Below are 18,658 nucleotides of genomic sequence, written 5' to 3' on the forward strand. Positions count from 1 at the left end.
GGCGACACAGGTTGCGACTTCAGGAGGCCGAGCGCAGGGCTTGCGGAGGGAGGTGACGGGCATGGATGCCCGTCAAGCGCTGGGCCCCAGGATGGGGCCTGCAGCGCGGTCCTCCCGGGAGCAAGCCCGGAGCGAGGGAACCCCGAAGCGCAGCGTAGGGGCCGGATGATGGGAGCGGGCGGTTTTGGTTACTTTTGCCAAGACAAAAGTGACCCGCCGTAAGGGCGGAAAGGTGACTCAGCGCCACCCTCGCTAACGAATGTCTACTTGATGTGAATGCCCATGGCTTGAACCTTGAACCTTGAACTTGAACTTGAACCTGAACCTGAACTTGAACCTGAACCTTGGAGCCAGGTTCGCAGCCGGTGCTTGGACGACGTCGCGCGATGCGCGACAATGACGATCATTTGCGGAGCCCCACATGACCGACTTCACCCCTGACGCCGTCCTCGACGCCACCGGCCTGAACTGCCCGGAACCTGTAATGATGCTGCACCAGCACGTACGTGACCTGGCCGCCGGTGGCCTGCTCAAGGTCATCGCCACCGACCCGTCGACCCGCCGCGACATCCCCAAATTCTGCAACTTCCTCGGCCACGAACTGCTTCAGCAGCAAGAAGACGCCGGCACATTCCTGTACTGGATCCGCAAGAAAGCCGACTGAAACGCTCTGGAACACGCCCCACGTTGCGCCTACACTGCGTTCCCCAGACAGGAGAGCGCCATGCTGATAGTTGCCGACGAGAACATCCCGCTGCTCGATGCCTTCTTCCAGGGTTTCGGTGAAATACGCCGCTACCCCGGCCGAAGCCTCGATGCCGCCAGCGTAAAGGATGCCGACATCCTGCTGGTGCGGTCAGTAACCAAAGTCGACCGTCAGTTGCTCGAAGGCAGCCGGGTACGCTTTGTAGGCACCTGCACCATCGGCACCGATCACCTGGACCTGGACTACTTTGCCGAAGCCGGCATCCGCTGGAGCAGCGCGCCGGGCTGCAATGCCCGCGGCGTCGTCGATTACGTGCTGGGCAGCCTGCTGACCCTGGCCGAACTGGATGGCGTGGCACTGCCCGAGCGCACCTACGGCGTGGTCGGCGCCGGTGAAGTCGGCGGTCGCCTGGTGCGCGTGCTGCACGGGCTGGGCTGGAACGTGATGGTGTGCGACCCGCTGCGCCAGGCCGCCGAAGGTGGCGATTACGTCAGCCTCGAAACCATCCTTCAACGATGCGATGTGATCAGCCTGCATACTCCGTTGCAGCACGCTGGCGAGCACCCGACCTGGCACTTGCTGGGCCAGGCGCAACTGGCCCAGCTTCGTCCGGGTGCCTGGCTGGTAAACGCCAGCCGCGGTCCGGTGGTGGACAACGCCGCCCTGCGCGAACTGCTACTGGACCGTGAGGACGTGCATGCGGTGCTGGATGTGTGGGAGGGCGAACCGCAGGTCGACCTGCAACTGGCCGACCTGTGCACCCTGGCTTCGCCACACATCGCCGGTTACAGCCTCGACGGCCGCCAGCGTGGCACGGCGCAGATCTACCAGGCGCTGTGCCGCTTCCTGGGGGTGGACGAGCAAGTGCAGCTGGCTGATCTGCTACCCCGGCCGTCGCTCGCGCAGATCGAGCTGGATGCCAGCACAGACCTGGCCTGGGCGCTGGCGACACTGTGCCGCGCGGTGTACGACCCACGTCGGGACGATGCTGATTTCCGTCGCAGCCTCAGCGACGACCCGCAGCAACAGCGGGCGGCGTTTGACCAGTTGCGCAAGCAGTATCCGCCCCGGCGCGAGATCGAGGGGTTGGCGGTGCGCTTGCGTGGGGAGTCACCACAGCTTGCGCAGCTGGTCAGCGCTTTGGGTGGCGTGCTGGTCTGACAGAGTATTGCAAGCTCTACCGGCCTCTTCGCGGGTGAACCCGCTCCCACAGCAACCTGACCTGGCTCAGGTCCTGTGGAATCCCTGTGGGAGCGGGTTCACCCGCGAAGAGGCCGGCACAGTATTCAGGCAAATAAAAACCCGGCGCGAAGGCCGGGTTGCAATAAATTCGCCGATCAACCTTTGCGCACGCGCTCGCGCCGGCTTTTTTCCAGGTCCTCGCAGGCCTGCTGGATCATCTGCTCGGTGATTGGCACTTCGCGCCCCTGGCCGTCGATGATCGAACCGCACACCTGCGGTTGCGGGGTGGTCCGGGGCTTCTGGTTGTCGCTGTTGTGCTGCAAGCTCATGCATTGTCTCCTCATCAGGTACAAGCTCAAGGTAACCTTGCGCCGTGACTGGCCTGTGACAGCGGCCGCATCCCGGCACAACCAGTCCAACAGAAACCAGGATAAACCTCCATAGCCAGCTTAGATCGATCGGTTATAGCAACCTGCACCCGTTCCCACGGCCTGGATGAGTGGTAGTCTGCGGCTTCCCCGCCATTGTGGTTGCAGTCATGCCCGAATCGGTTTCCCCGCGCCAACGCCGGGCCTTGCGCCTGGCCTGGCAGTTCGTTCGCCCTTATCGCCGCCAGGTGCTGCTGGCCTTGCTGGCGCTGGTGGTCACTGCCGGCATTACCCTGTCGATGGGCCAAGGCATACGCCTGCTGGTGGACCAGGGGTTCATGACCCGCTCCGCGCACCAGCTCAACCAGACCATCGGGTTGTTCCTGCTGCTGGTGCTGGCTTTGGCTGTGGGCACGTTCAGCCGTTTCTACCTGGTATCGTGGATTGGCGAGCGTTGCGTGGCCGATATTCGCCGTGCCGTGTTCGACCACCTGATCGGCCTGCACCCGGGGTTTTTCGAAGACAACCGCAGCTCCGAAATCCAGTCGCGGCTGACCGCCGACACCACCTTGCTGCAATCGGTGATCGGCTCATCGTTGTCGATGTTCCTGCGCAACGCGCTGATGGTCATCGGCGGTGTGGTGCTGCTGTTCATCACTAACCCCAAGCTCACCAGTATCGTGGTGGTGGCCTTGCCGCTGGTGCTGGCGCCGATCCTGCTGTTTGGCCGCCGGGTACGCAGCCTGTCGCGGCAAAGCCAGGACCGGGTGGCGGATGTGGGCAGCTACGTGGCCGAAACCCTGGGGCAGATCAAGACCGTGCAGGCCTACAACCACCAGGGGTTGGACCGCCAGTTGTTCGCAGGCACGGTCGAGGCGGCGTTTGCCGTGGCCCGGCAGCGCATTGCCCAGCGTGCCTGGTTGATCACCCTGGTCATCGTACTGGTGCTGGGGGCGGTCGGGGTGATGTTGTGGGTAGGTGGCATGGACGTCATCGCCGGGCGCATATCCGCCGGCGAGCTGGCGGCATTCGTGTTCTACAGCCTTATCGTGGGCAGCGCTTTCGGCACGCTCAGCGAAGTGATCGGCGAGTTGCAACGTGCAGCGGGGGCTGCCGAACGCATCGCCGAACTGCTGGCTGCGCGTAGCGCAATCCTGCCCCCGACCACGGCGCTGACACTGCCGCAGCAGCGCGCCAGCGGGCGCATCGAGCTGCAGGAGTTGGTGTTTGCCTACCCTTCACGGCCATCGGTGGCTGCTATCGATGGCCTGAGCCTGGCCATCGAGCCTGGGCAGACCGTGGCCCTGGTAGGCCCGTCGGGGGCAGGCAAGTCGACCCTGTTCGATTTGCTGCTGCGCTTTTACGACCCCCAGCAAGGGCGCATCCTGCTCGATGGCCAGGCGATCACCGCGCTCGACCCCGACCAGTTGCGCCGGCAGTTCGCCCTGGTGGCGCAAAACCCCTCACTGTTTCGTGGCACGGTCGAGGCCAATATTCGCTACGGCCGGCCCGACGCGACCATGGCCGAGGTCGAAGCCGCGGCCAAGGGCGCCCATGCCGATGAATTCATCCGCCAGCTGCCGCAGGGCTACCAGACGCCACTGGGCGAGGGCGGCATCGGCTTGTCGGGTGGGCAGCGGCAACGCCTGGCGATTGCCAGGGCGCTGTTGGTCGACGCGCCGATCCTGTTGCTGGACGAAGCCACCAGTGCCCTCGATGCGCAGAGCGAACACCTGATCCAGCAGGCGCTGCCCAGCCTGATGGCCGGGCGCACCACCCTTGTGATCGCGCATCGACTGGCTACGGTGCAGCATGCCGAGCGTATTGCGGTCATCGACAAGGGCCGGCTGGTGGCAGTGGGCACTCATCGCCAGTTGATCGAGGAAAGCCCGCTTTATGCGCGGTTGGCCGCTTTGCAGTTCACTTCGGGGTAGGCTGTCGTTGCTCTGTAATATTTCTGTAGTAATTGCCTGAGAGTATTCAACTCAACTGTTGCGTAAGTGCTCGACCTGGCTGCCATTGCTTGATGGCAGCTTTTTTTTGGCCCGCTTTCTCCCCCTGGTTCCGAGACCCTCGATGTTGCGTAAATCCCTCAGAGTGCAAATTCTCTCGCTGCTCGGTGGCAGCCTGGTCGCGATGCTGCTGATCGCCCTGGTGTGCTTCCAGTTCCTGTCGTCGAGCGTGCGCAGTTATGCCGAACTGGTCGACGGGCCCCTGCGTGCCTCGCAATTGATCGACGAGGCCAACCTGCAGTTCAAGATCCAGGTGCAGGAATGGAAGAACGTGCTGTTGCGCGGGCGCCAGCCGGCTGACATGGACAAGTACTGGCAGCAGTTCCAGGCCCGCGAACAGCAGGTGCAACAACTGCTCGGGCAACTGATCGACAGCAGCGATGCGCGGCTCAAGGCGCCGCTGCAGCAGCTGCGCGAGACCCATCGCCAGCTGGGCCAGGCCTACGCGCAAGGCCGGCAGGCGTTTCTCGCTGCGGGGGGCGACCCGGTAGCGGGCGACCAGGCGGTGAAGGGGGTTGACCGCGCTGCCAGCGAGCAGATGAGCGAGCTGGTCGAGCAACTGCGGGCGGACGCGAGCCAGCGTGCGGCCCGCATCAATGCCAGCGCCGACCGCACCGTATGGCTGGGCCTGCTGGTGATGCTGGCCTCGGCGGTACTGGTGGGGCTGCTCAGCCTGTGGCTGGTGAACCGCAGCCTGATCGAGCCGATTCGCCAGTTGATCGAGTATGTCGCGCAGCTTAGCCAGGGCCGTTTCGCCGCCCGTGTCGACAGCCGCCGCGAGGACGAACTGGGGCGCCTGGCGCGGGCGGCCAACACCCTGCGCGACTTCCTCGCCGACACCGTAGGCCGGCTGCAGGACAACGCCCAGGAGCTGGAAGGCGCCAGCGGCCAGCTGCGCAGCATTGCCGGGGACATGGCCCGAGGTACCCACGACCAGTTCCAGCGTACCGACCAGGTGGCCACGGCCATGCACGAGATGTCCGCTACCGCCCAGGAAGTCGCCCGCCATGCCGCGGAAGCCGCCCGCGCGGCGGATGATGCCGACCACAGCGCCCAAGCGGGCGAACAGGTCATGCAGCAGACCATCGACATCATTGGCGTGGTCAACCGCGAAATCGCTGGCACGGCGGCGGTGATCCGCGACCTGGAACATGACAGCACGCGCATCGGCAAGGTGCTTGAAGTGATCCGCGGCATTGCCGAACAAACCAACCTGCTGGCACTCAATGCGGCCATCGAAGCGGCCCGCGCGGGGGAGGCCGGGCGTGGCTTTGCGGTCGTGGCCGACGAAGTACGCAGCCTGGCCCAGCGCACGGCGGCATCGATTGCCGAGATCCACCAGATCATCGAAGCGGTGCAGTCGGGGGCGGTGGAAGCGGTCAAGGCCATTGAAAGCGGCCAGCAGCGCAGTGAGGAAGGGGCCGAGCAGGTGCAGCGGGCCGGGCAGATGCTGCAGCGCATCACCCTGGCAGTGGAGGCGATCCGCGACATGAACCGGCAGATCGCCACGGCGGCCGAGGAACAGACCAGCGTGGCCGAGGACATCTCGCGCAACCTGATCGAAATCACCCGCATTGCCACAGCCAACCAGGAAGCGGTGCAGCACACCGAACAGGCAGGGCAGCGCCTGCATGGGCTGTCGGGGCAGCTGGGTGAGGTCACCTCGCGCCTGAGCGCCTGACCGGGCACTAAAAAGCCCGCGCAAGGCGGGCTTTTTGAGCAGGATCTGGTCGGAGAGACAGGATTCGAACCTGCGGCCTTCTCGTCCCGAACGAGACGCGCTACCTGGCTGCGCTACACTCCGATGGCGAAAATCCTACTGCATCCCGTTTTGGCCCGCAAGCCCTTGTCGTTCAACGGCCGCTGACCAAAACAGGCGACTTGATCAGAGCTCTTTGACGGTGCGGATCTGGTCCTTGTTCAGGCGCGTGCGCTTGCCGTCCAGTTGCTCGAATTCGTAGAAGCCAGAGTCTTCATCATAGGAGGGTTTGTCGGTTGCCTGGATTTCGCGGCCATCATTGAGGGTGATGACGCTTGGGGTCGAGCAGCCGGCGAGGGCGCCCAGGCCCAGGGCGAGCAGGAAAGCGGGGAGGGTCCGTTTGATCATCGTGTTTCTCCAGTGCGATGGTGCCAGATGACAGTTATGACGCAACACGTTGGTGCAAGTTCCTTTTCAGTGCAGCATAGCGACAAATCCGTCCCGTTGATCCAGGGCAAGGCAGCTGGTCGCCACGCTGGGAAAGGTGCGCTGTGATATAACTGCGGCCATCCCATCTTCTTGTGACGGACCCCATGAAAGCCAAGGCAGATACCCCTTTCGTGCCGCTGCACATCGCCGTGCTGACGGTCAGTGACACCCGCACCTTCGACACCGACACCTCTGGCCAGCTGTTCGTCGACCGCCTGAGCGCAGCCGGCCATCGCCTGGCCGAGCGCGTGCTGCTGAAGGACGACCTGTACAAGATCCGCGCCCAGGTCGCCACCTGGATCGCCGATGACAACGTGCAAGTGGTGCTGATCACCGGCGGCACCGGTTTCACCGGCCGCGACAGCACGCCCGAAGCCGTGGCCTGCCTGCTGGACAAGCAGGTGGACGGTTTTGGCGAGCTGTTCCGGCAGATTTCCGTGGCGGACATTGGCACCTCCACCGTGCAGTCGCGCGCGCTGGCCGGGCTGGCCAACGGCACCCTGGTGTGCTGCCTGCCGGGGTCTACCAACGCCGTGCGCACCGGCTGGGACGGTATCCTCGCCGAGCAGCTCGACGCCCGTCATCGCCCGTGCAACTTCGTGCCGCACCTGAAGCAGGCAGCGGCCTGTGACAGCCGTGGCTGAGGCTAACCAGGCCCGGCCGCTGATGCCGGTGGAACAGGCCCTGGAGCAGCTGCTGGCGTTAGCCGAGGCGGCACCGATCGGCGAGACCGAGAACCTGCCGCTGGCCGAGGCCGAAGGCCGTGTGCTGGCCACCGACCTGGTGGCCTCGCTCGATCTGCCGCCCTGGCCGAACAGTGCCATGGACGGTTATGCCCTGCGCCTGGCCGATTGGCAGGGCCAGGCGTTGCCGGTCAGCCAGCGGATTTTCGCCGGCCATGCACCGCAGCCTCTGCAACCGGGCACCTGTGCTCGCATCTTTACCGGGGCGCCAGTACCGGAAGGTGCCGACTGCGTCGAGATGCAGGAAAACACCGAGGTGCTTGAAGATGGCCGGGTGCGCTTTCTGGAGCCGTTGCAAGCCCAGCAGAACATTCGCCCTCAGGGCCAGGAAACCCGTAAAGGCGAGCAGGTGATGAGCGCTGGGACCCGGCTGGGGCCGATCGAGCTTGGTCTGGCTGCCACCTTGGGCCATGGCCGCCTGGACGTGGTCCGCAAAGTGCGCGTGGCGGTGCTCTCCACCGGTGACGAACTGGTCGAACCCGGCCTGCCGCTGGGGCCTGGGCAAATCTACAACAGCAACCGTCGGCTGTTGGTCAGCTGGTTGCAGAGGCTGGGCTGTGAGGTAGTCGATGCCGGCATCCTGCCGGATGACCTGGCTCTTACCCGTGCCTGCCTGGCCGGGCTGGGCGGGGTCGACCTGATCCTGTCTACCGGCGGGGTCTCGGTGGGCGAGGCCGACTACCTGGGTGCGGCCCTGCGCGAAGCCGGCGAGCTGGCCTTGTGGAAGCTGGCGATAAAACCGGGCAAACCGCTGACCTTCGGGCACTTCCGGGGCGTGCCGGTAATCGGGCTGCCTGGCAATCCGGCCTCGACCCTGGTCACGTTCGGCCTGCTGACCCGTCCCTATCTGCTGCGGCGCCAGGGTGTGGTGGATGTCACGCCGCTGCGTTTCGACATGCCGGCAGGCTTCGACTGGCCCAAGGCGGGAACACGTCGCGAGTACTTGCGGGCGCGCATCGAGCAGGGCCAGGTGCGCATCTACAAGAACCAGAGTTCGGGAGTGCTGCGCAGCGCGGCGTGGGCCGAAGGGCTGGTGGAGGTGCGCGAAGGCAGCACGCCGAAGCAGGGCGACAGTGTGCCGTTCATCCCGTTCAGCGAGCTACTTGGCTGAGCGCTCCAGCCACGCACTGGCCAGCGGCGCGGTCTGGGCCGATGCCGCCTGGGTCAGGCGCATGTGCACGTTCTCCAGTTGCTGCGCGGCCACGCTCCAGTCGTGGCGCTGGCGGGCGAACAGGCGCCCGGCATCGCTCAACTGGCTCATGCGCCAGGGCTGATTGAGTAACTGGGTGATCAGCAGCGCCAGCTGGTCGCTGTCATCACTGCCCAGGTAGTGCTCGCCGTTGTTGGCCGACAGGCCCGAGACGCCTTTGCCGGTAGTGATCACCGGCAGCCCGGCGGCCATCGCTTCGAGGATTTTCACCTTGGAGCCGCCGGCGTAACGCAGCGGCGCAAAGAACAGCGCCGAACGCCGCTGCAGTTCACGCAGGTCTGGGCGGTAGCCAAGCCATTCGATGCGTGGGTCGTTCCAGTGCAGTTTCCAGCTTGCCGGCATGGCATGCCCGGCGATCGCCAGGCGCACCGCCGGGTTGCTCATCCACACCTGCGGCATGATGTCTTCCAGAGCCCACTCGATGGCCTCCAGATTGGCGCCATACTCGAAGTTGCCGACAAACAGCAGGCGCTGGCTGTGCAGGGCGGGTTGCACGTGCTGGTAGAAATCACAGTCCACGCCATTGACCACCACGTTCACCGGGCGCCCGCTGATTTGCTCTATCAACTCTGCATCGTGGGCGCTGACCGCCACCAGTTCGGTGGGCTGGCGCAGCACCCGGTGTTCCCAGCGCCGGTAGCGCCAGCGGTCAAAGGCATTGAGGGGGCGCAACCACAGCGGCAGGCGGTCGTGGCTGGCACCGCCCATCACCGACTCCAGCGTGTGCTCGCTGAGCATGTAGGGCAGCCCGCGGGCCTGAAGGGCTTTTTCGAAGGGCTGGAAGCTGTAGCTGTGCTCGATCTGGATCACATCCCAGGGCTCGTCCAGCAACTGCTCGAAACGGTGTCGCAGACAAGGCGACAGGCCATTGATGATCGCGCGCATGGGGTAGTCGATGATGGGTGAGGCAAGCAGGTTGAGCGGGCTGTGCAGCGCACGGCGTGGCAGCACGATCAACCGTTCGACCAACGGCTCCAGGGCATCGCGGGCGGCATCGCTCAGGGGGATTTTCGACTGCACCAACAGGGTGATGCGGTGGCCGTGCTGTGCCAATGCACGTAGCAGGTGGTATTGCCGGGTCTTGCTGCCGCTGGTAGTGGGCCAGGGCAGGTATGGCAAGGTCCAGAGAATGCGCATGACGCGAAATCCTCGCTGAAGGCTGCGGATACGGGGCGCGTCCATGGCACTAGAGGGTATTTGCTGAGCATAGACGGGCATTCCGAAGCGTGGGAAAAATGACCGTCCGACGCGATCAATTGCCTTGCTCGGAGCGGCTTGATGCCAGCCAGTCGAGCAATTGGTGCCGCTTTGCGGCCCATCGCCGGCAAGCCAGGTTCCCACAAGTACGGCGCATGGCTTGCCGGCGAGGGGCTGTGCAGCAGCCCCATTAGCCCCTGACTGGCAGCAGGGCCTGGCCTGTTTTTTTCAGGTGGCATGCAACGATCGATAGGCAGCAGTGGTCGAGATCAGGGTTGGCCAACTTACGGAGACGCGCACATGCAAGGGCGCAAGGCAATGCTGATCCTGCACGGCAAACAGGCAATGAACGAAGAACTGCGCAGTGCCGTGCACGACCTGCGCGATAGCGGCTGGGCGCTGGATGTGCGGGTCACCTGGGAGGCGGGTGACGCCCAGCGCCTGGTCGCTGAAGCGCTGGCGGCGGGTTACACGCACATTGTCGCCGGTGGCGGGGACGGCACATTGCGTGATGTGGCCGAGGCCATGGGGCTGGTGGGGACCGAGGCCAGCCTGGCGCTGTTGCCGCTGGGTACCGCGAACGATTTCGCCAAAGCCGCCGGCATCCCCCTGGAGCCCGCCACGGCACTGGCCCTGCTGAACGTTCCGGCACAGCCAATCGACCTGGGCCAGGCCGGCGACCAGTTGTTCCTCAACATGGCCACGGGGGGCTTTGGCAGCCAGGTAACGGCCAATACTTCCGAAGACTTGAAAAAGGTACTGGGCGCCGCGGCTTACCTGTTCACCGGGCTGTCGCGCTTCAGCGAGCTGCAGGCAGCTTCGGTGGAGCTCCAAGGGCCGGACTTTCACTGGCAAGGGGACTTGCTGGCGCTGGGCATCGGCAATGGCCGCCAGGCGGGAGGCGGGCAGGCGCTCTGCCCGGAGGCTGTGGTCAACGACGGCTTGCTCGACATCGCCATCCTGCCCGCGCCGCAAGAGGTGGTGGGTGCGCTACGCGACTTGCTGGTCGGTGATGGCCTGTTCGTGCGGGCCAGGTTGCCCTGGGTCGAGATCAAGAGCTCGCGGGGCCTGGACATCAACCTTGATGGCGAACCCTTGCAGGCCGACAACCTGCGCTTTCAGGCCAGGCCTGCTGCGCTGCGCCTGCACCTGCCGGCAGGGTCGCCCTTGCTCAGTCGTCCAGGCTGATGATTTTCTCGCGCACGGCGAACAGCACCAGGCCCGCCACGTCATGAATCTGCAGGCGCTTCATGATCTGCGAGCGGTGGGTTTCCACCGTCTTGATCGAAAGGCCAAGCCCGGCGGCGATTTCCCGGGTGGATTTGCCGCGCACGATCAGGCGCAGGATTTCAAGCTGGCGGGCGGTGAGGTTGTGCCGCTCGCCACCGCCTTGCTTGCCCGGCTTGGTGTGCCGTAGCGCCTGGTTGATGACGGTATGGGCGATGGCCGGGCTGAGGTAGCGCTCGCCGTTGCGCACCGCTCCCAGGGCCTGCTCAAGCTCGGCGGCGCTGGTGTCCTTGAGCAAGTAACCATGCGCGCCGCTTTCCAGCGCACGCATGATCAGGTCTGGATCGGTGTGCATCGACAGGATCAGTACCTTGCAGGTACTGCCGCTGGCACGCAGCTGGGTGAGTGCGTCCAGGCCGCTGGTCGAACGCATGGAGATGTCCAGCAAGGCGATGTCCGGCGCCAACGTGCGCACCTGCTCAAGCAGCTGGTTGCCGTCGTCGGCTTCGCCGATCACGTCATAGCCGGGGATGTCGCAGACCAGCGCGCGGACCCCGGCACGAATCAGCGAATGGTCGTCCACCAGCAGCAATCTACAGGTCATGTGCAGCAGTACTCCTGGCGCGTTGCTGGGTGCGCGCAGCCCACGGGAACACCGCCTCGATCCGCGTCCCCGCGCCAAGGTGGCTGGTGATGTCGAGGCGGCCCTGCAGCGCCGTGACCCGATCTTGCATGCCGGCCAGGCCACGCTGGCCGGCGTTGTCCGGATGCGGGCCGGGAACGAAACCACGGCCATCATCATGGATCGACAGCGCCAGCCCCTCGGCAGTGCGTTGCAAGCGGATGACCAGATTGTGGGCCTGGGCGTGGCGCAACATGTTGGTCACGGCTTCCTGGGTGATACGGAACACGGCCATGGCCACGTCCTCGTCGATACCGCCCAGGCGCTGATTGCACGCCAGGCTCCAATGCACGTCGCTGCTGGCCAGGGTGCGCACAAGGTGCGCGCGCAGGCCCGCTTCCAGGCCAAGGCTGGCCAGTTGCCGCGGGTTGAGCAGGGCAGACACGTCGCGCACGTTGCCCAAGGTGTCATCCAGGGTGTTGCGCAGTGCGTCGCAGTGGCCCTGCAGCTCATCCGGCATGCGCCGTTGCAGCCACTGCAATTGCAGCTTGGCGGCGGTGAGCAGCTGGCCGATGTCGTCGTGCAGTTCCCGGCTCAGGTGCTGCCGTTCGTCTTCCTGCACCTTCAGCATGCGCTCGGCCAGCTCTGCCGGGCGCAGGCTGATCGATCTCGCGCTCAGGCCCAGATGCACGGCCGCACACAGCGTGGCGGCCAGCTGCAGTATCACCAGGCTGGTCGGGATGACCTGGTCGGCCAGGTACAGCACCACGTTGGCGACCAGCGAGGCCACGCACAGCCCGACCGTCGTCCAGCGCAGCAGGGCAGCACGGGAGCAACAACGCAAAGAAGTTTTCAAGCGTGGGAACATAGTTGGGGAAGCCACTGAAGTAGTGCTGATGGAGGCCTTGCACAATGCTGGTCAGAGGCTTTGGCGCAGTACTTTCGACGTTTTTTCGAGCATGTGATCTTTCAACCTTTGTTCAGGTTGCAAGCGTCTGTAGGGGCGCATATTACCACTTCGCATTGCATCGGTCGCGGCTGGGTAATGCTTTGAAACGCCTGCTGGTCGGGGGTTGGCGGCTAGCAAAATGCCATCTCTTGATTGGCTGGCATGCACTTGCCATGTAACTTGCTCGGCAAGGCTTCAACTTGGCCCGTCCGAAGGCGGCCGAACTTGGATGAACTTTCCAAGTTCGACCAGGGTGGAGCTTGAATAAGCGTGCTTAGTTACACTTTGCGTCGGGTTAGTGTGTACGCGACGCGCGGCCCTGGTATGGGGGAGGCGCCGTGTCCGTATGGGGGTGGATGCACACGCTGCCTTGTTCGTCACAGGAGCCGCAGGCGGGTGCGAAGGGTTGTTGCACGACCTTGGCCAATTCGCTCAGCAGCACCAACTGCTCGCCGATGTCCAGGTTGAGACGCCCGGTGCGGCGGTCGGCCAGCTCCAGCTGCCAGGCCAGCAAGGTCAGGCATGCCGCTGTCGCGGGCAGGGCTTCACGTTGCAGGTGGCCGCCATGACACACCGGGGCGAGCAATTGTTGCAAGGCGGTGGTGTAGTGAGCGACTTCACGCAGGCCCAGGCGCGTGGCCTTTCGGGCAAGGCTGTCGAGGGCGTTGCCCAGGCCGTGGCAAGCGTCCGGGTCGTTGTCGATCAGTTCCAGATGCTGCAGGCATTCCTGTGCCTGGGTCAGCAGTAGCTGGGCATCCAGCATGAAGCCCTGCAGGGCTTCATCGAACGATAAGGCAGTGTCCATCTTCAAGTCCCCGCGCGTGAGGTAGGCGCAGGGGGTGGGCACGCCAAAACGATAGCTAGCAAAAGCCTGACTCCATTCATGCAATGAGAATGGCGTCACATTAATGGCTAAAGGATATCGCGAACATCAGGTTACGCCCGATTGCCGCTAAGGGTTTCCCTGATGCGGGGCTAAGGCGGGGAACTTTTGCGACCCCTTCGATTTACCCTGGGACGCCCGCAGTAAAGCATGATGGTAAAGTGATATCAATTGTCTTCGGCGCATTTTCCGACAAGGGTCAAGGTGTGCGCGAAGCCGCCGATAACGCTTGAATGATTTCACTTTTTTCGACTGAAGCCTGGGGGTTTTCCAATGGCCGGCATTCTCGACACGGTAGACCAACGTACACAATTGGTGGGTGAGAACCGCCTGGAAATTCTGATGTTCCGCCTGGCAGGCCGTCAGTTGTTCGCGATCAACGTGTTCAAGGTCCAGGAAGTGCTGCAGCTGCCCAAGCTGACCCTGATGCCTCAGCGTCATGCCTTCGTCTGTGGTGTGGTCAACCTGCGGGGGCAGACCTTGCCGGTGATCGACCTGTCCCAGGCGATCGGCATGCGCCCGCTGCAGCCGACGCCGGACAGCACCATCATCGTCACCGAATACAACCGCTCGGTGCAGGCGTTTCTGGTGGGGGGGGTCGACCGCATCGTCAACATGAACTGGGAATCGATCATGCCGCCGCCTTCCAGTGCCGGGCGCCAGCACTACCTGACCGCCATCACCAAGGTCGATGAGCAGCTGGTGGAGGTGATCGACGTGGAGAAAGTGCTGGCCGAGATCGTACCGTACAACGCCCGGGTGTCTGGCGAAAAGCTCGCCGACCCGGTGCTGGCCCGCGCCCGCGGCCGCGAGGTCCTGCTTGTGGACGACTCCAGCGTGGCCCTGGCGCAGTTGCGCGACACCTTGTCCCAGCTGGGCATGAAGCTGCACGTGGCCAGTGATGGCCTGAAGGCGCTGCGCATGCTCAAGGCCTGGGCCGATGCCGGCGAGGACGTGTGCCAGAAGCTGCTGATGGTGTTTACCGACGCTGAAATGCCGGAAATGGACGGTTACCGGCTTACCACCGAAATCCGCAGCGATGCCCGCCTGCGTCAGCTTTACGTGGTGCTGCACACCTCGCTCTCGGGCAGCTTCAACGAGTCGATGGTGAAGAAGGTGGGCTGCGACAACTTCCTGTCCAAGTTCCAGCCCGATCGCCTGGTCGATGTGGTCAAGCAACGCCTGCTGCTGGATGCCGCCACTGCGTGATCCTTGCCTCTGCCGGGTATAAGCTGGGTTTTTGGCATGAAGCGAGGCGGCAGGGATGTTTCTCAGTGAGCTGTATCGATACCCGGTGAAGTCTGGCCAGGCGCAAAGCCTGCAAACCTCACCGGTGGGTGTGCTGGGTTTGCAGGGCGACCGGCGCTGGATGGTGGTGGAGGAAGATAACGGACGCTTCCTGACCCAGCGGGCCTGGCCGCAACTTGGCCAGCTGCAGGCGCGCGATGACGAAAACGGCCAGTTACTGCTACAGGCGCCCGGGCTGGACCCATTGAGGGTGCCTGTACCTGCTGCCGATGAGGCCCTGCGCGGGGTCACGCTCTGGCGCGACACCCTGCGCGTGCCGGACGCTGGCGATGCCGCGGCGGCCTGGCTGAGCGAGTTGCTGGGCAAGGCCGTGCGGCTGGTGCATTGCCCGGAGCAGCGGGCGCGTTACTTGCCAAATGGCTATGGCTTCAACAGTGACCGGGCGGCGTTTCCGGATGGCTTCCCGTTGCTGCTGATTGGCCAGGGTTCGCTGGAGGCGCTCAACCAGCGCATTGGCCGACCGATGGAGATGCTGCGTTTCCGGCCGAACATGGTGGTGCAGGGCGCTGAAGCGTTCGCCGAAGATGGCTGGAAGCGCATCCGCATCGGCAGCCTGGAGTTCCGAGTGCTCAAGCCCAGCGTGCGTTGTGTGTTCACCACAATCGACCCAACAACCGGGGAGCGCAGCGCTGACCGTGAACCAATGGCGACGCTGAAGACCTTCCGCGAGAAAGAGGGCGATGTGCTTTTCGGGCAGAACCTGGCGGTGGATGGCAGTGGCTGGCTTGAAGTAGGCATGCAGGTGGAAGTTCTGGAGTGAATGTGTTGCCTGTACTGGCCCTGTCGCCGGCAAGCCAGCTCCCACAGATTCATCACAGGTTCGAACACATGTGCCTTACCTGTGGGAACTGGTTTGCCGGCGACAGGGCCGGTACAGACTCAGGAAGCCTTACATGTCATCGAAATACCGCTCATGCCAGTCCACCAGCGGCTGCGGTGAGTTGAGCTTCTGCCCGTAGATCACCGAATACGACAGCACGTTCTGCACATACTGGCGCGTTTCGTCGAACGGAATCGACTCTACCCACACATCGAAGCTCAGGTGCTTGGCGCCTTTGAGCCACTGCCGCACGCGGCCGGGCCCGGCATTGTACGCCGCCGAGGCGAGCACCCGGTTGCCGTTGAACTGGCTGTGCACCTGGCTTAGGTAGGCCGCGCCCAGCTGGATGTTCTTGTCCGGGTTGAGCACCTGTGCCGGTGACGCCAGCGGAATGCTGAACTTGCGCGCGGTTTCCTTGGCCGTGGCCGGCATCAGCTGCATCAGGCCGCTGGCGCCCACCGGGGAGCGTGCGTCCTCCATGAAGGCACTTTCCTGGCGAGTGATGGCGAATACCCAGCTCGAATGCAGGCCGCGGACCTTGGCTTCGCGCACCAGGGTGTCGCGGTGGGCCATTGGGAAGCGGATGTCCAGGTCGTCCCAGTATTGCGCCTGGCTAATAGTACGGATGGCCGGGAAGTACCAGCGCAGGTCATAGCCAAGGCGTGCCTGGGCAACCATTTCGTCACGGCTGAAGTGGCGGCTGACGTGGTACCACTCGCGGCGGCCTTCGACGATCTGGCCGCGCGCGTGAAACTCCAGTGCACGCTGGATGCCCGGCGTGTTGCGTACCTTCTTGACCAGTTGCGGGCTCAACACCAGCGGCTTGTTGTTCAGCTGGTACGGCGTTTGCGCCCGGTCGGCAGCGAGGAAGCCATAAAAGTCGCGCTCGCGCGCGACGGTCTTGTACAGCAGCGGGATCTGCGGGTTGTTCGGCTGGGCCAGCTCCAGGCTGCGGGCCTGCCAGTATTTCCAGCGGCTGCTGCTGGCCAGGTCCTGAGGCAGGCGCCTGGTCAGTTCGTAGGCGTCTTCCCAGCGGGCCAGGCGCAGCAGCAGGCGCAGGCGCCATTCGCTGACGGTGTTGTCACGCAGTTCCGGGTCGTAGCGGGTCATCAGGTCGAGCGCGCGCGGGTCGTAGCGGCGTGCCAGGGTAAGGCCGATTTCACGGGCGATGGCGACCTTTTCGTCACGGGAGAAGTGCATGCGCTGGGCGTAGTCGTCGAGCAGCGCCATGGCCCGCTCCGGGTCCTGCCGAGCCAGGCGACGCAGGCCGAGGCTGACCACGTCGGACATCGCTTCGTTGACCGGGGTAAAGCGCGACGGCTGGTTGAGCAGTTCGGGCTTCTGCGCCACGTCGACCAGCAGGCGCCCCTGCGGGCCGAGGGTGGTCAAGGTCTTGACCAGGTTGTTGGCCAAGGCGTAGTTGCGCGCCTGGGCGGCCAGCTTGGTGCGTTCCCAGCGCTTGGCCTCGGTCAGCTGGCCTTCGGCTGCCCACATGCCGAACAGCGTGTCACACGCGGCAGGTTGCGACTTGCCGACGCTCCACAGCTTGTTGGCGGTGGCGTAACCCTCGGCCCGCAGGCCGTGGCTGAGCTGGTACTGGCCGTTGAGGCAGTCCAGTTCAGTGAAGTTGAGCTTGGGGTCGTAGTACTTGACGAAGGTATCCCACTCGCCGCGCTCGGCCAGCCAGCGCAACCAGCGCAGTTTCATCCAGTTGGCCTGGGGCAGGTCGCCATGCTTGGCCAGGAAGCCTTCGATCTCCTGGTTGCTGGCGCTTTTAAGGCGTGCGGTAAGCTCGTCGTAGGCCAGATACGGCGTCAGCGGGTAGTCGCTGAGGGCTTGGGCGTAACGCAGGTACGGGCCTTTGTCGCCCTTGGCCAGCGCACGCTTGGCCTCGTCATAGTACTGGCGTTGCGAGGCAAGGTCGGTGGCCTGCGCCGCGCAGGTGGCAGCGGTAAGCAGCAGGCAGGATGCAATATGTAACAGGCGGCTGCGCATGATACGTCCGGGCAGTTGAACCATGGGGAAGTGACGGCGGAGCCAGCACTGTTGGAAGCGATTGCCTTAGCTTAGCCGTTTGCCGGCAGCGGGTGAAAGCACTGTGCTTGTATCGGGATATTAAGTTCGACCAAATGTCGCCAGGCGCTGGCCGGTTGCCCTGGCGGATGCCGTCGGGGGCCAAGTCAGGTAGAATGCGCGCCCGATTTATGGAGACCAACATGACCCTGCTCAAATTCAGCGATGTGTCCCTCGCATTCGGCGCCATGCCGCTGCTGGACAAAGTGTCCTGGCAGATCGCTCGTGGTGAGCGGGTGTGCATCATCGGCCGCAACGGCACCGGCAAATCAAGCATGCTGCGCCTGGTCAAGGGCGAGCAGAAGGGCGACGACGGTGAAGTCTGGCGTGCCCCGGGCCTGAAGATCGGCGAACTGCCGCAGGAACTGCCGGTGGCCGACGAGCGCACAGTGTTCGATGTCGTGGCTGCAGGCCTGGACGGCGTTGGCGAGCTGCTGGCGCAGTTCCATCACCTGAGCATGAATATCCAGAACGACGAAGACCTGGAAAAGCTCATGCACGTCCAGCACGAGCTGGAAGCCCGTGATGGCTGGCGCTTGCAGCAAGTGGTGGAGAGCACCTTGAGCCGCCTGCAGTTGCCGGCCGACAAAACCCTGGCCGAGCTGTCCGGTGGCTGGCGCCGCCGTGTGCTGCTGGCCCAGGCGCTGGTGTCCGAGCCCGACCTGCTGCTGCTCGACGAGCCGACCAACCACCTGGACATCGGTGCCATTGCCTGGCTCGAAGAGGCCCTGCGCAGCTTCAACGGCGCGGTGCTGTTCATCACGCACGACCGGTCCTTCCTGCAGAACCTGGCTACCCGCATCCTTGAACTGGACCGTGGCGGCCTGATTGACTGGAACGGTGACTACGCCAGCTTCCTGGTGCACAAGGAGGCCGCACTGGCCGCCGAAGAAACCGCCAATGCGCTGTTCGACAAGCGCCTGGCCCAGGAAGAAGTGTGGATTCGCCAAGGCATCAAGGCGCGCCGCACCCGTAACGAAGGCCGCGTGCGTGCGCTGAAGGCCTTGCGTGTGGAGCGTGGCGAGCGCCGCGAGCGCCAGGGCAAGGCCAACATCCAGATCGAGTCGGCGGAAAAGTCCGGCAAACAGGTCATGGTGCTGGAAAACGTCAGCTTCCATCACGCCGAAGGGCCGATGCTGGTCAAGGACTTTTCCATGGTCCTGCAGCGTC

At 64.2% G+C, this 18,658-nt stretch carries 17 protein-coding genes, 1 tRNA gene and 1 pseudogene; 11 read left to right on the top strand and 8 right to left on the bottom strand.

Annotated features, from left to right (window positions below; translation table 11 throughout):
• Positions 1 to 421 precede the first annotated feature (421 nt).
• Both tusA and pdxB read left to right on the top strand, forming a co-directional pair.
• Positions 422 to 664 (top strand): sulfurtransferase TusA, encoded by a 243-nt coding sequence (gene tusA, locus HP546_RS11900; protein ID WP_027596647.1) that lies wholly within the window; start codon positions 422 to 424, stop codon positions 662 to 664.
• 60 nt (positions 665 to 724) lie between these two features.
• Positions 725 to 1,867: a 4-phosphoerythronate dehydrogenase PdxB gene (pdxB, locus tag HP546_RS11905; protein ID WP_172224900.1), complete on the top strand. Its 1,143-nt coding sequence runs from the start codon at positions 725 to 727 to the stop codon at positions 1,865 to 1,867.
• Between the two features lie 176 nt (positions 1,868 to 2,043).
• On the opposite strand, the gene HP546_RS11910 is transcribed toward pdxB, so the two are convergent.
• Positions 2,044 to 2,217 (bottom strand): PA1571 family protein, encoded by a 174-nt coding sequence (locus HP546_RS11910; protein ID WP_172224903.1) that lies wholly within the window; start codon positions 2,215 to 2,217, stop codon positions 2,044 to 2,046.
• Positions 2,218 to 2,426: 209 nt separating this feature from the next.
• Here HP546_RS11910 and HP546_RS11915 point away from each other — a divergent pair, with 209 nt between their 5' ends.
• From HP546_RS11915 to HP546_RS31810, 3 genes and pseudogenes are all read left to right on the top strand, one after another.
• Positions 2,427 to 4,190 carry an ABC transporter transmembrane domain-containing protein gene (locus HP546_RS11915; RefSeq protein ID WP_172224906.1) on the top strand — a complete coding sequence of 588 codons (1,764 nt, stop codon included), beginning with the start codon at positions 2,427 to 2,429 and terminating at the stop codon, positions 4,188 to 4,190.
• Between the two features lie 715 nt (positions 4,191 to 4,905).
• Positions 4,906 to 5,016: pseudogene (locus HP546_RS31805) on the top strand (hypothetical protein); the annotation flags it as partial.
• Positions 5,017 to 5,244: 228 nt separating this feature from the next.
• The gene (locus HP546_RS31810) at positions 5,245 to 5,949 is read left to right on the top strand and encodes a methyl-accepting chemotaxis protein (protein WP_372242428.1); all 705 of its coding nucleotides are present in this window, start codon (positions 5,245 to 5,247) and stop codon (positions 5,947 to 5,949) included.
• A gap of 46 nt (positions 5,950 to 5,995) precedes the next feature.
• Here the strand turns inward: HP546_RS31810 and HP546_RS11925 are convergent.
• Both HP546_RS11925 and HP546_RS11930 read right to left on the bottom strand, forming a co-directional pair.
• A tRNA-Pro gene (locus tag HP546_RS11925) sits at positions 5,996 to 6,072 on the bottom strand.
• 81 nt (positions 6,073 to 6,153) lie between these two features.
• Positions 6,154 to 6,375 (bottom strand): YgdI/YgdR family lipoprotein, encoded by a 222-nt coding sequence (locus HP546_RS11930; RefSeq protein WP_172224912.1) that lies wholly within the window; start codon positions 6,373 to 6,375, stop codon positions 6,154 to 6,156.
• A 185-nt stretch (positions 6,376 to 6,560) separates the two neighbouring features.
• Here HP546_RS11930 and moaB point away from each other — a divergent pair, with 185 nt between their 5' ends.
• Together moaB and glp are read left to right on the top strand one after the other, a co-directional pair.
• Complete coding sequence (moaB, locus tag HP546_RS11935) at positions 6,561 to 7,100, top strand: molybdenum cofactor biosynthesis protein B (RefSeq protein ID WP_172224915.1); 540 nt, start codon at positions 6,561 to 6,563, stop codon at positions 7,098 to 7,100.
• Positions 7,084 to 8,310: a gephyrin-like molybdotransferase Glp gene (gene glp, locus HP546_RS11940; RefSeq protein ID WP_172224918.1), complete on the top strand. Its 1,227-nt coding sequence runs from the start codon at positions 7,084 to 7,086 to the stop codon at positions 8,308 to 8,310. Before moaB ends, glp begins: the two co-directional genes overlap by 17 nt.
• Here the strand turns inward: glp and HP546_RS11945 are convergent.
• Entirely contained in the window at positions 8,299 to 9,546 is a 1,248-nt protein-coding gene (locus HP546_RS11945) for a glycosyltransferase family 4 protein (RefSeq protein WP_172224921.1), read from the bottom strand. The genes glp and HP546_RS11945 overlap by 12 nt on opposite strands.
• A gap of 360 nt (positions 9,547 to 9,906) precedes the next feature.
• Here HP546_RS11945 and yegS point away from each other — a divergent pair, with 360 nt between their 5' ends.
• Complete coding sequence (gene yegS / locus HP546_RS11950; protein WP_172224924.1) at positions 9,907 to 10,794, top strand: lipid kinase YegS; 888 nt, start codon at positions 9,907 to 9,909, stop codon at positions 10,792 to 10,794.
• Here the strand turns inward: yegS and HP546_RS11955 are convergent.
• The 3 genes from HP546_RS11955 to HP546_RS11965 form a co-directional block, all read right to left on the bottom strand.
• Complete coding sequence (locus tag HP546_RS11955) at positions 10,778 to 11,437, bottom strand: response regulator transcription factor (protein WP_172224927.1); 660 nt, start codon at positions 11,435 to 11,437, stop codon at positions 10,778 to 10,780. The two genes, yegS and HP546_RS11955, sit on opposite strands and share 17 nt — an antisense overlap.
• A complete protein-coding gene (locus tag HP546_RS11960) occupies positions 11,427 to 12,323 on the bottom strand; it encodes a sensor histidine kinase (protein WP_172224960.1) in 897 nt (298 codons plus the stop codon). The genes HP546_RS11955 and HP546_RS11960 overlap by 11 nt, the downstream gene beginning before the upstream one ends.
• A 376-nt stretch (positions 12,324 to 12,699) precedes the next feature.
• Positions 12,700 to 13,209 (bottom strand): histidine kinase, encoded by a 510-nt coding sequence (locus HP546_RS11965; RefSeq protein ID WP_172224930.1) that lies wholly within the window; start codon positions 13,207 to 13,209, stop codon positions 12,700 to 12,702.
• A gap of 351 nt (positions 13,210 to 13,560) precedes the next feature.
• Between HP546_RS11965 and HP546_RS11970 the strand changes: the two genes are divergently transcribed.
• Positions 13,561 to 14,496: a chemotaxis protein CheV gene (locus HP546_RS11970; protein ID WP_172224933.1), complete on the top strand. Its 936-nt coding sequence runs from the start codon at positions 13,561 to 13,563 to the stop codon at positions 14,494 to 14,496.
• A gap of 55 nt (positions 14,497 to 14,551) precedes the next feature.
• Positions 14,552 to 15,355: an MOSC domain-containing protein gene (locus tag HP546_RS11975; protein WP_172224935.1), complete on the top strand. Its 804-nt coding sequence runs from the start codon at positions 14,552 to 14,554 to the stop codon at positions 15,353 to 15,355.
• A 129-nt stretch (positions 15,356 to 15,484) separates the two neighbouring features.
• Here HP546_RS11975 and HP546_RS11980 read toward each other — a convergent pair whose 3' ends face one another.
• Entirely contained in the window at positions 15,485 to 17,410 is a 1,926-nt protein-coding gene (locus HP546_RS11980) for a transglycosylase SLT domain-containing protein (RefSeq protein WP_172224938.1), read from the bottom strand.
• A 221-nt stretch (positions 17,411 to 17,631) separates the two neighbouring features.
• Here HP546_RS11980 and HP546_RS11985 point away from each other — a divergent pair.
• On the top strand, positions 17,632 to 18,658 hold a 1,027-nt coding region (locus HP546_RS11985; RefSeq protein WP_172224957.1), incomplete at its 3' end, for an ATP-binding cassette domain-containing protein.

Source organism: Pseudomonas sp. CM25 (assembly GCF_013179705.1).
GTDB lineage: Bacteria > Pseudomonadota > Gammaproteobacteria > Pseudomonadales > Pseudomonadaceae > Aquipseudomonas.

What these genes read in the sequence shown, in the direction of transcription:
- tusA (WP_027596647.1), top strand. Translation starts at nt 422, where the DNA reads ATGACCGACTTCACCCCTGACGCCGTCCTCGACGCCACCGGCCTGAAC.
- pdxB (WP_172224900.1), top strand. Translation starts at nt 725, where the DNA reads ATGCTGATAGTTGCCGACGAGAACATCCCGCTGCTCGATGCCTTCTTC.
- HP546_RS11910 (WP_172224903.1), bottom strand. Translation starts at nt 2,217, where the DNA reads ATGAGCTTGCAGCACAACAGCGACAACCAGAAGCCCCGGACCACCCCG.
- HP546_RS11915 (WP_172224906.1), top strand. Translation starts at nt 2,427, where the DNA reads ATGCCCGAATCGGTTTCCCCGCGCCAACGCCGGGCCTTGCGCCTGGCC.
- HP546_RS31810 (WP_372242428.1), top strand. Translation starts at nt 5,245, where the DNA reads ATGTCCGCTACCGCCCAGGAAGTCGCCCGCCATGCCGCGGAAGCCGCC.
- HP546_RS11930 (WP_172224912.1), bottom strand. Translation starts at nt 6,375, where the DNA reads ATGATCAAACGGACCCTCCCCGCTTTCCTGCTCGCCCTGGGCCTGGGC.
- moaB (WP_172224915.1), top strand. Translation starts at nt 6,561, where the DNA reads ATGAAAGCCAAGGCAGATACCCCTTTCGTGCCGCTGCACATCGCCGTG.
- HP546_RS11945 (WP_172224921.1), bottom strand. Translation starts at nt 9,546, where the DNA reads ATGCGCATTCTCTGGACCTTGCCATACCTGCCCTGGCCCACTACCAGC.
- yegS (WP_172224924.1), top strand. Translation starts at nt 9,907, where the DNA reads ATGCAAGGGCGCAAGGCAATGCTGATCCTGCACGGCAAACAGGCAATG.
- HP546_RS11955 (WP_172224927.1), bottom strand. Translation starts at nt 11,437, where the DNA reads ATGACCTGTAGATTGCTGCTGGTGGACGACCATTCGCTGATTCGTGCC.
- HP546_RS11960 (WP_172224960.1), bottom strand. Translation starts at nt 12,323, where the DNA reads ATGTTCCCACGCTTGAAAACTTCTTTGCGTTGTTGCTCCCGTGCTGCC.
- HP546_RS11965 (WP_172224930.1), bottom strand. Translation starts at nt 13,209, where the DNA reads ATGGACACTGCCTTATCGTTCGATGAAGCCCTGCAGGGCTTCATGCTG.
- HP546_RS11970 (WP_172224933.1), top strand. Translation starts at nt 13,561, where the DNA reads ATGGCCGGCATTCTCGACACGGTAGACCAACGTACACAATTGGTGGGT.
- HP546_RS11975 (WP_172224935.1), top strand. Translation starts at nt 14,552, where the DNA reads ATGTTTCTCAGTGAGCTGTATCGATACCCGGTGAAGTCTGGCCAGGCG.
- HP546_RS11980 (WP_172224938.1), bottom strand. Translation starts at nt 17,410, where the DNA reads ATGCGCAGCCGCCTGTTACATATTGCATCCTGCCTGCTGCTTACCGCT.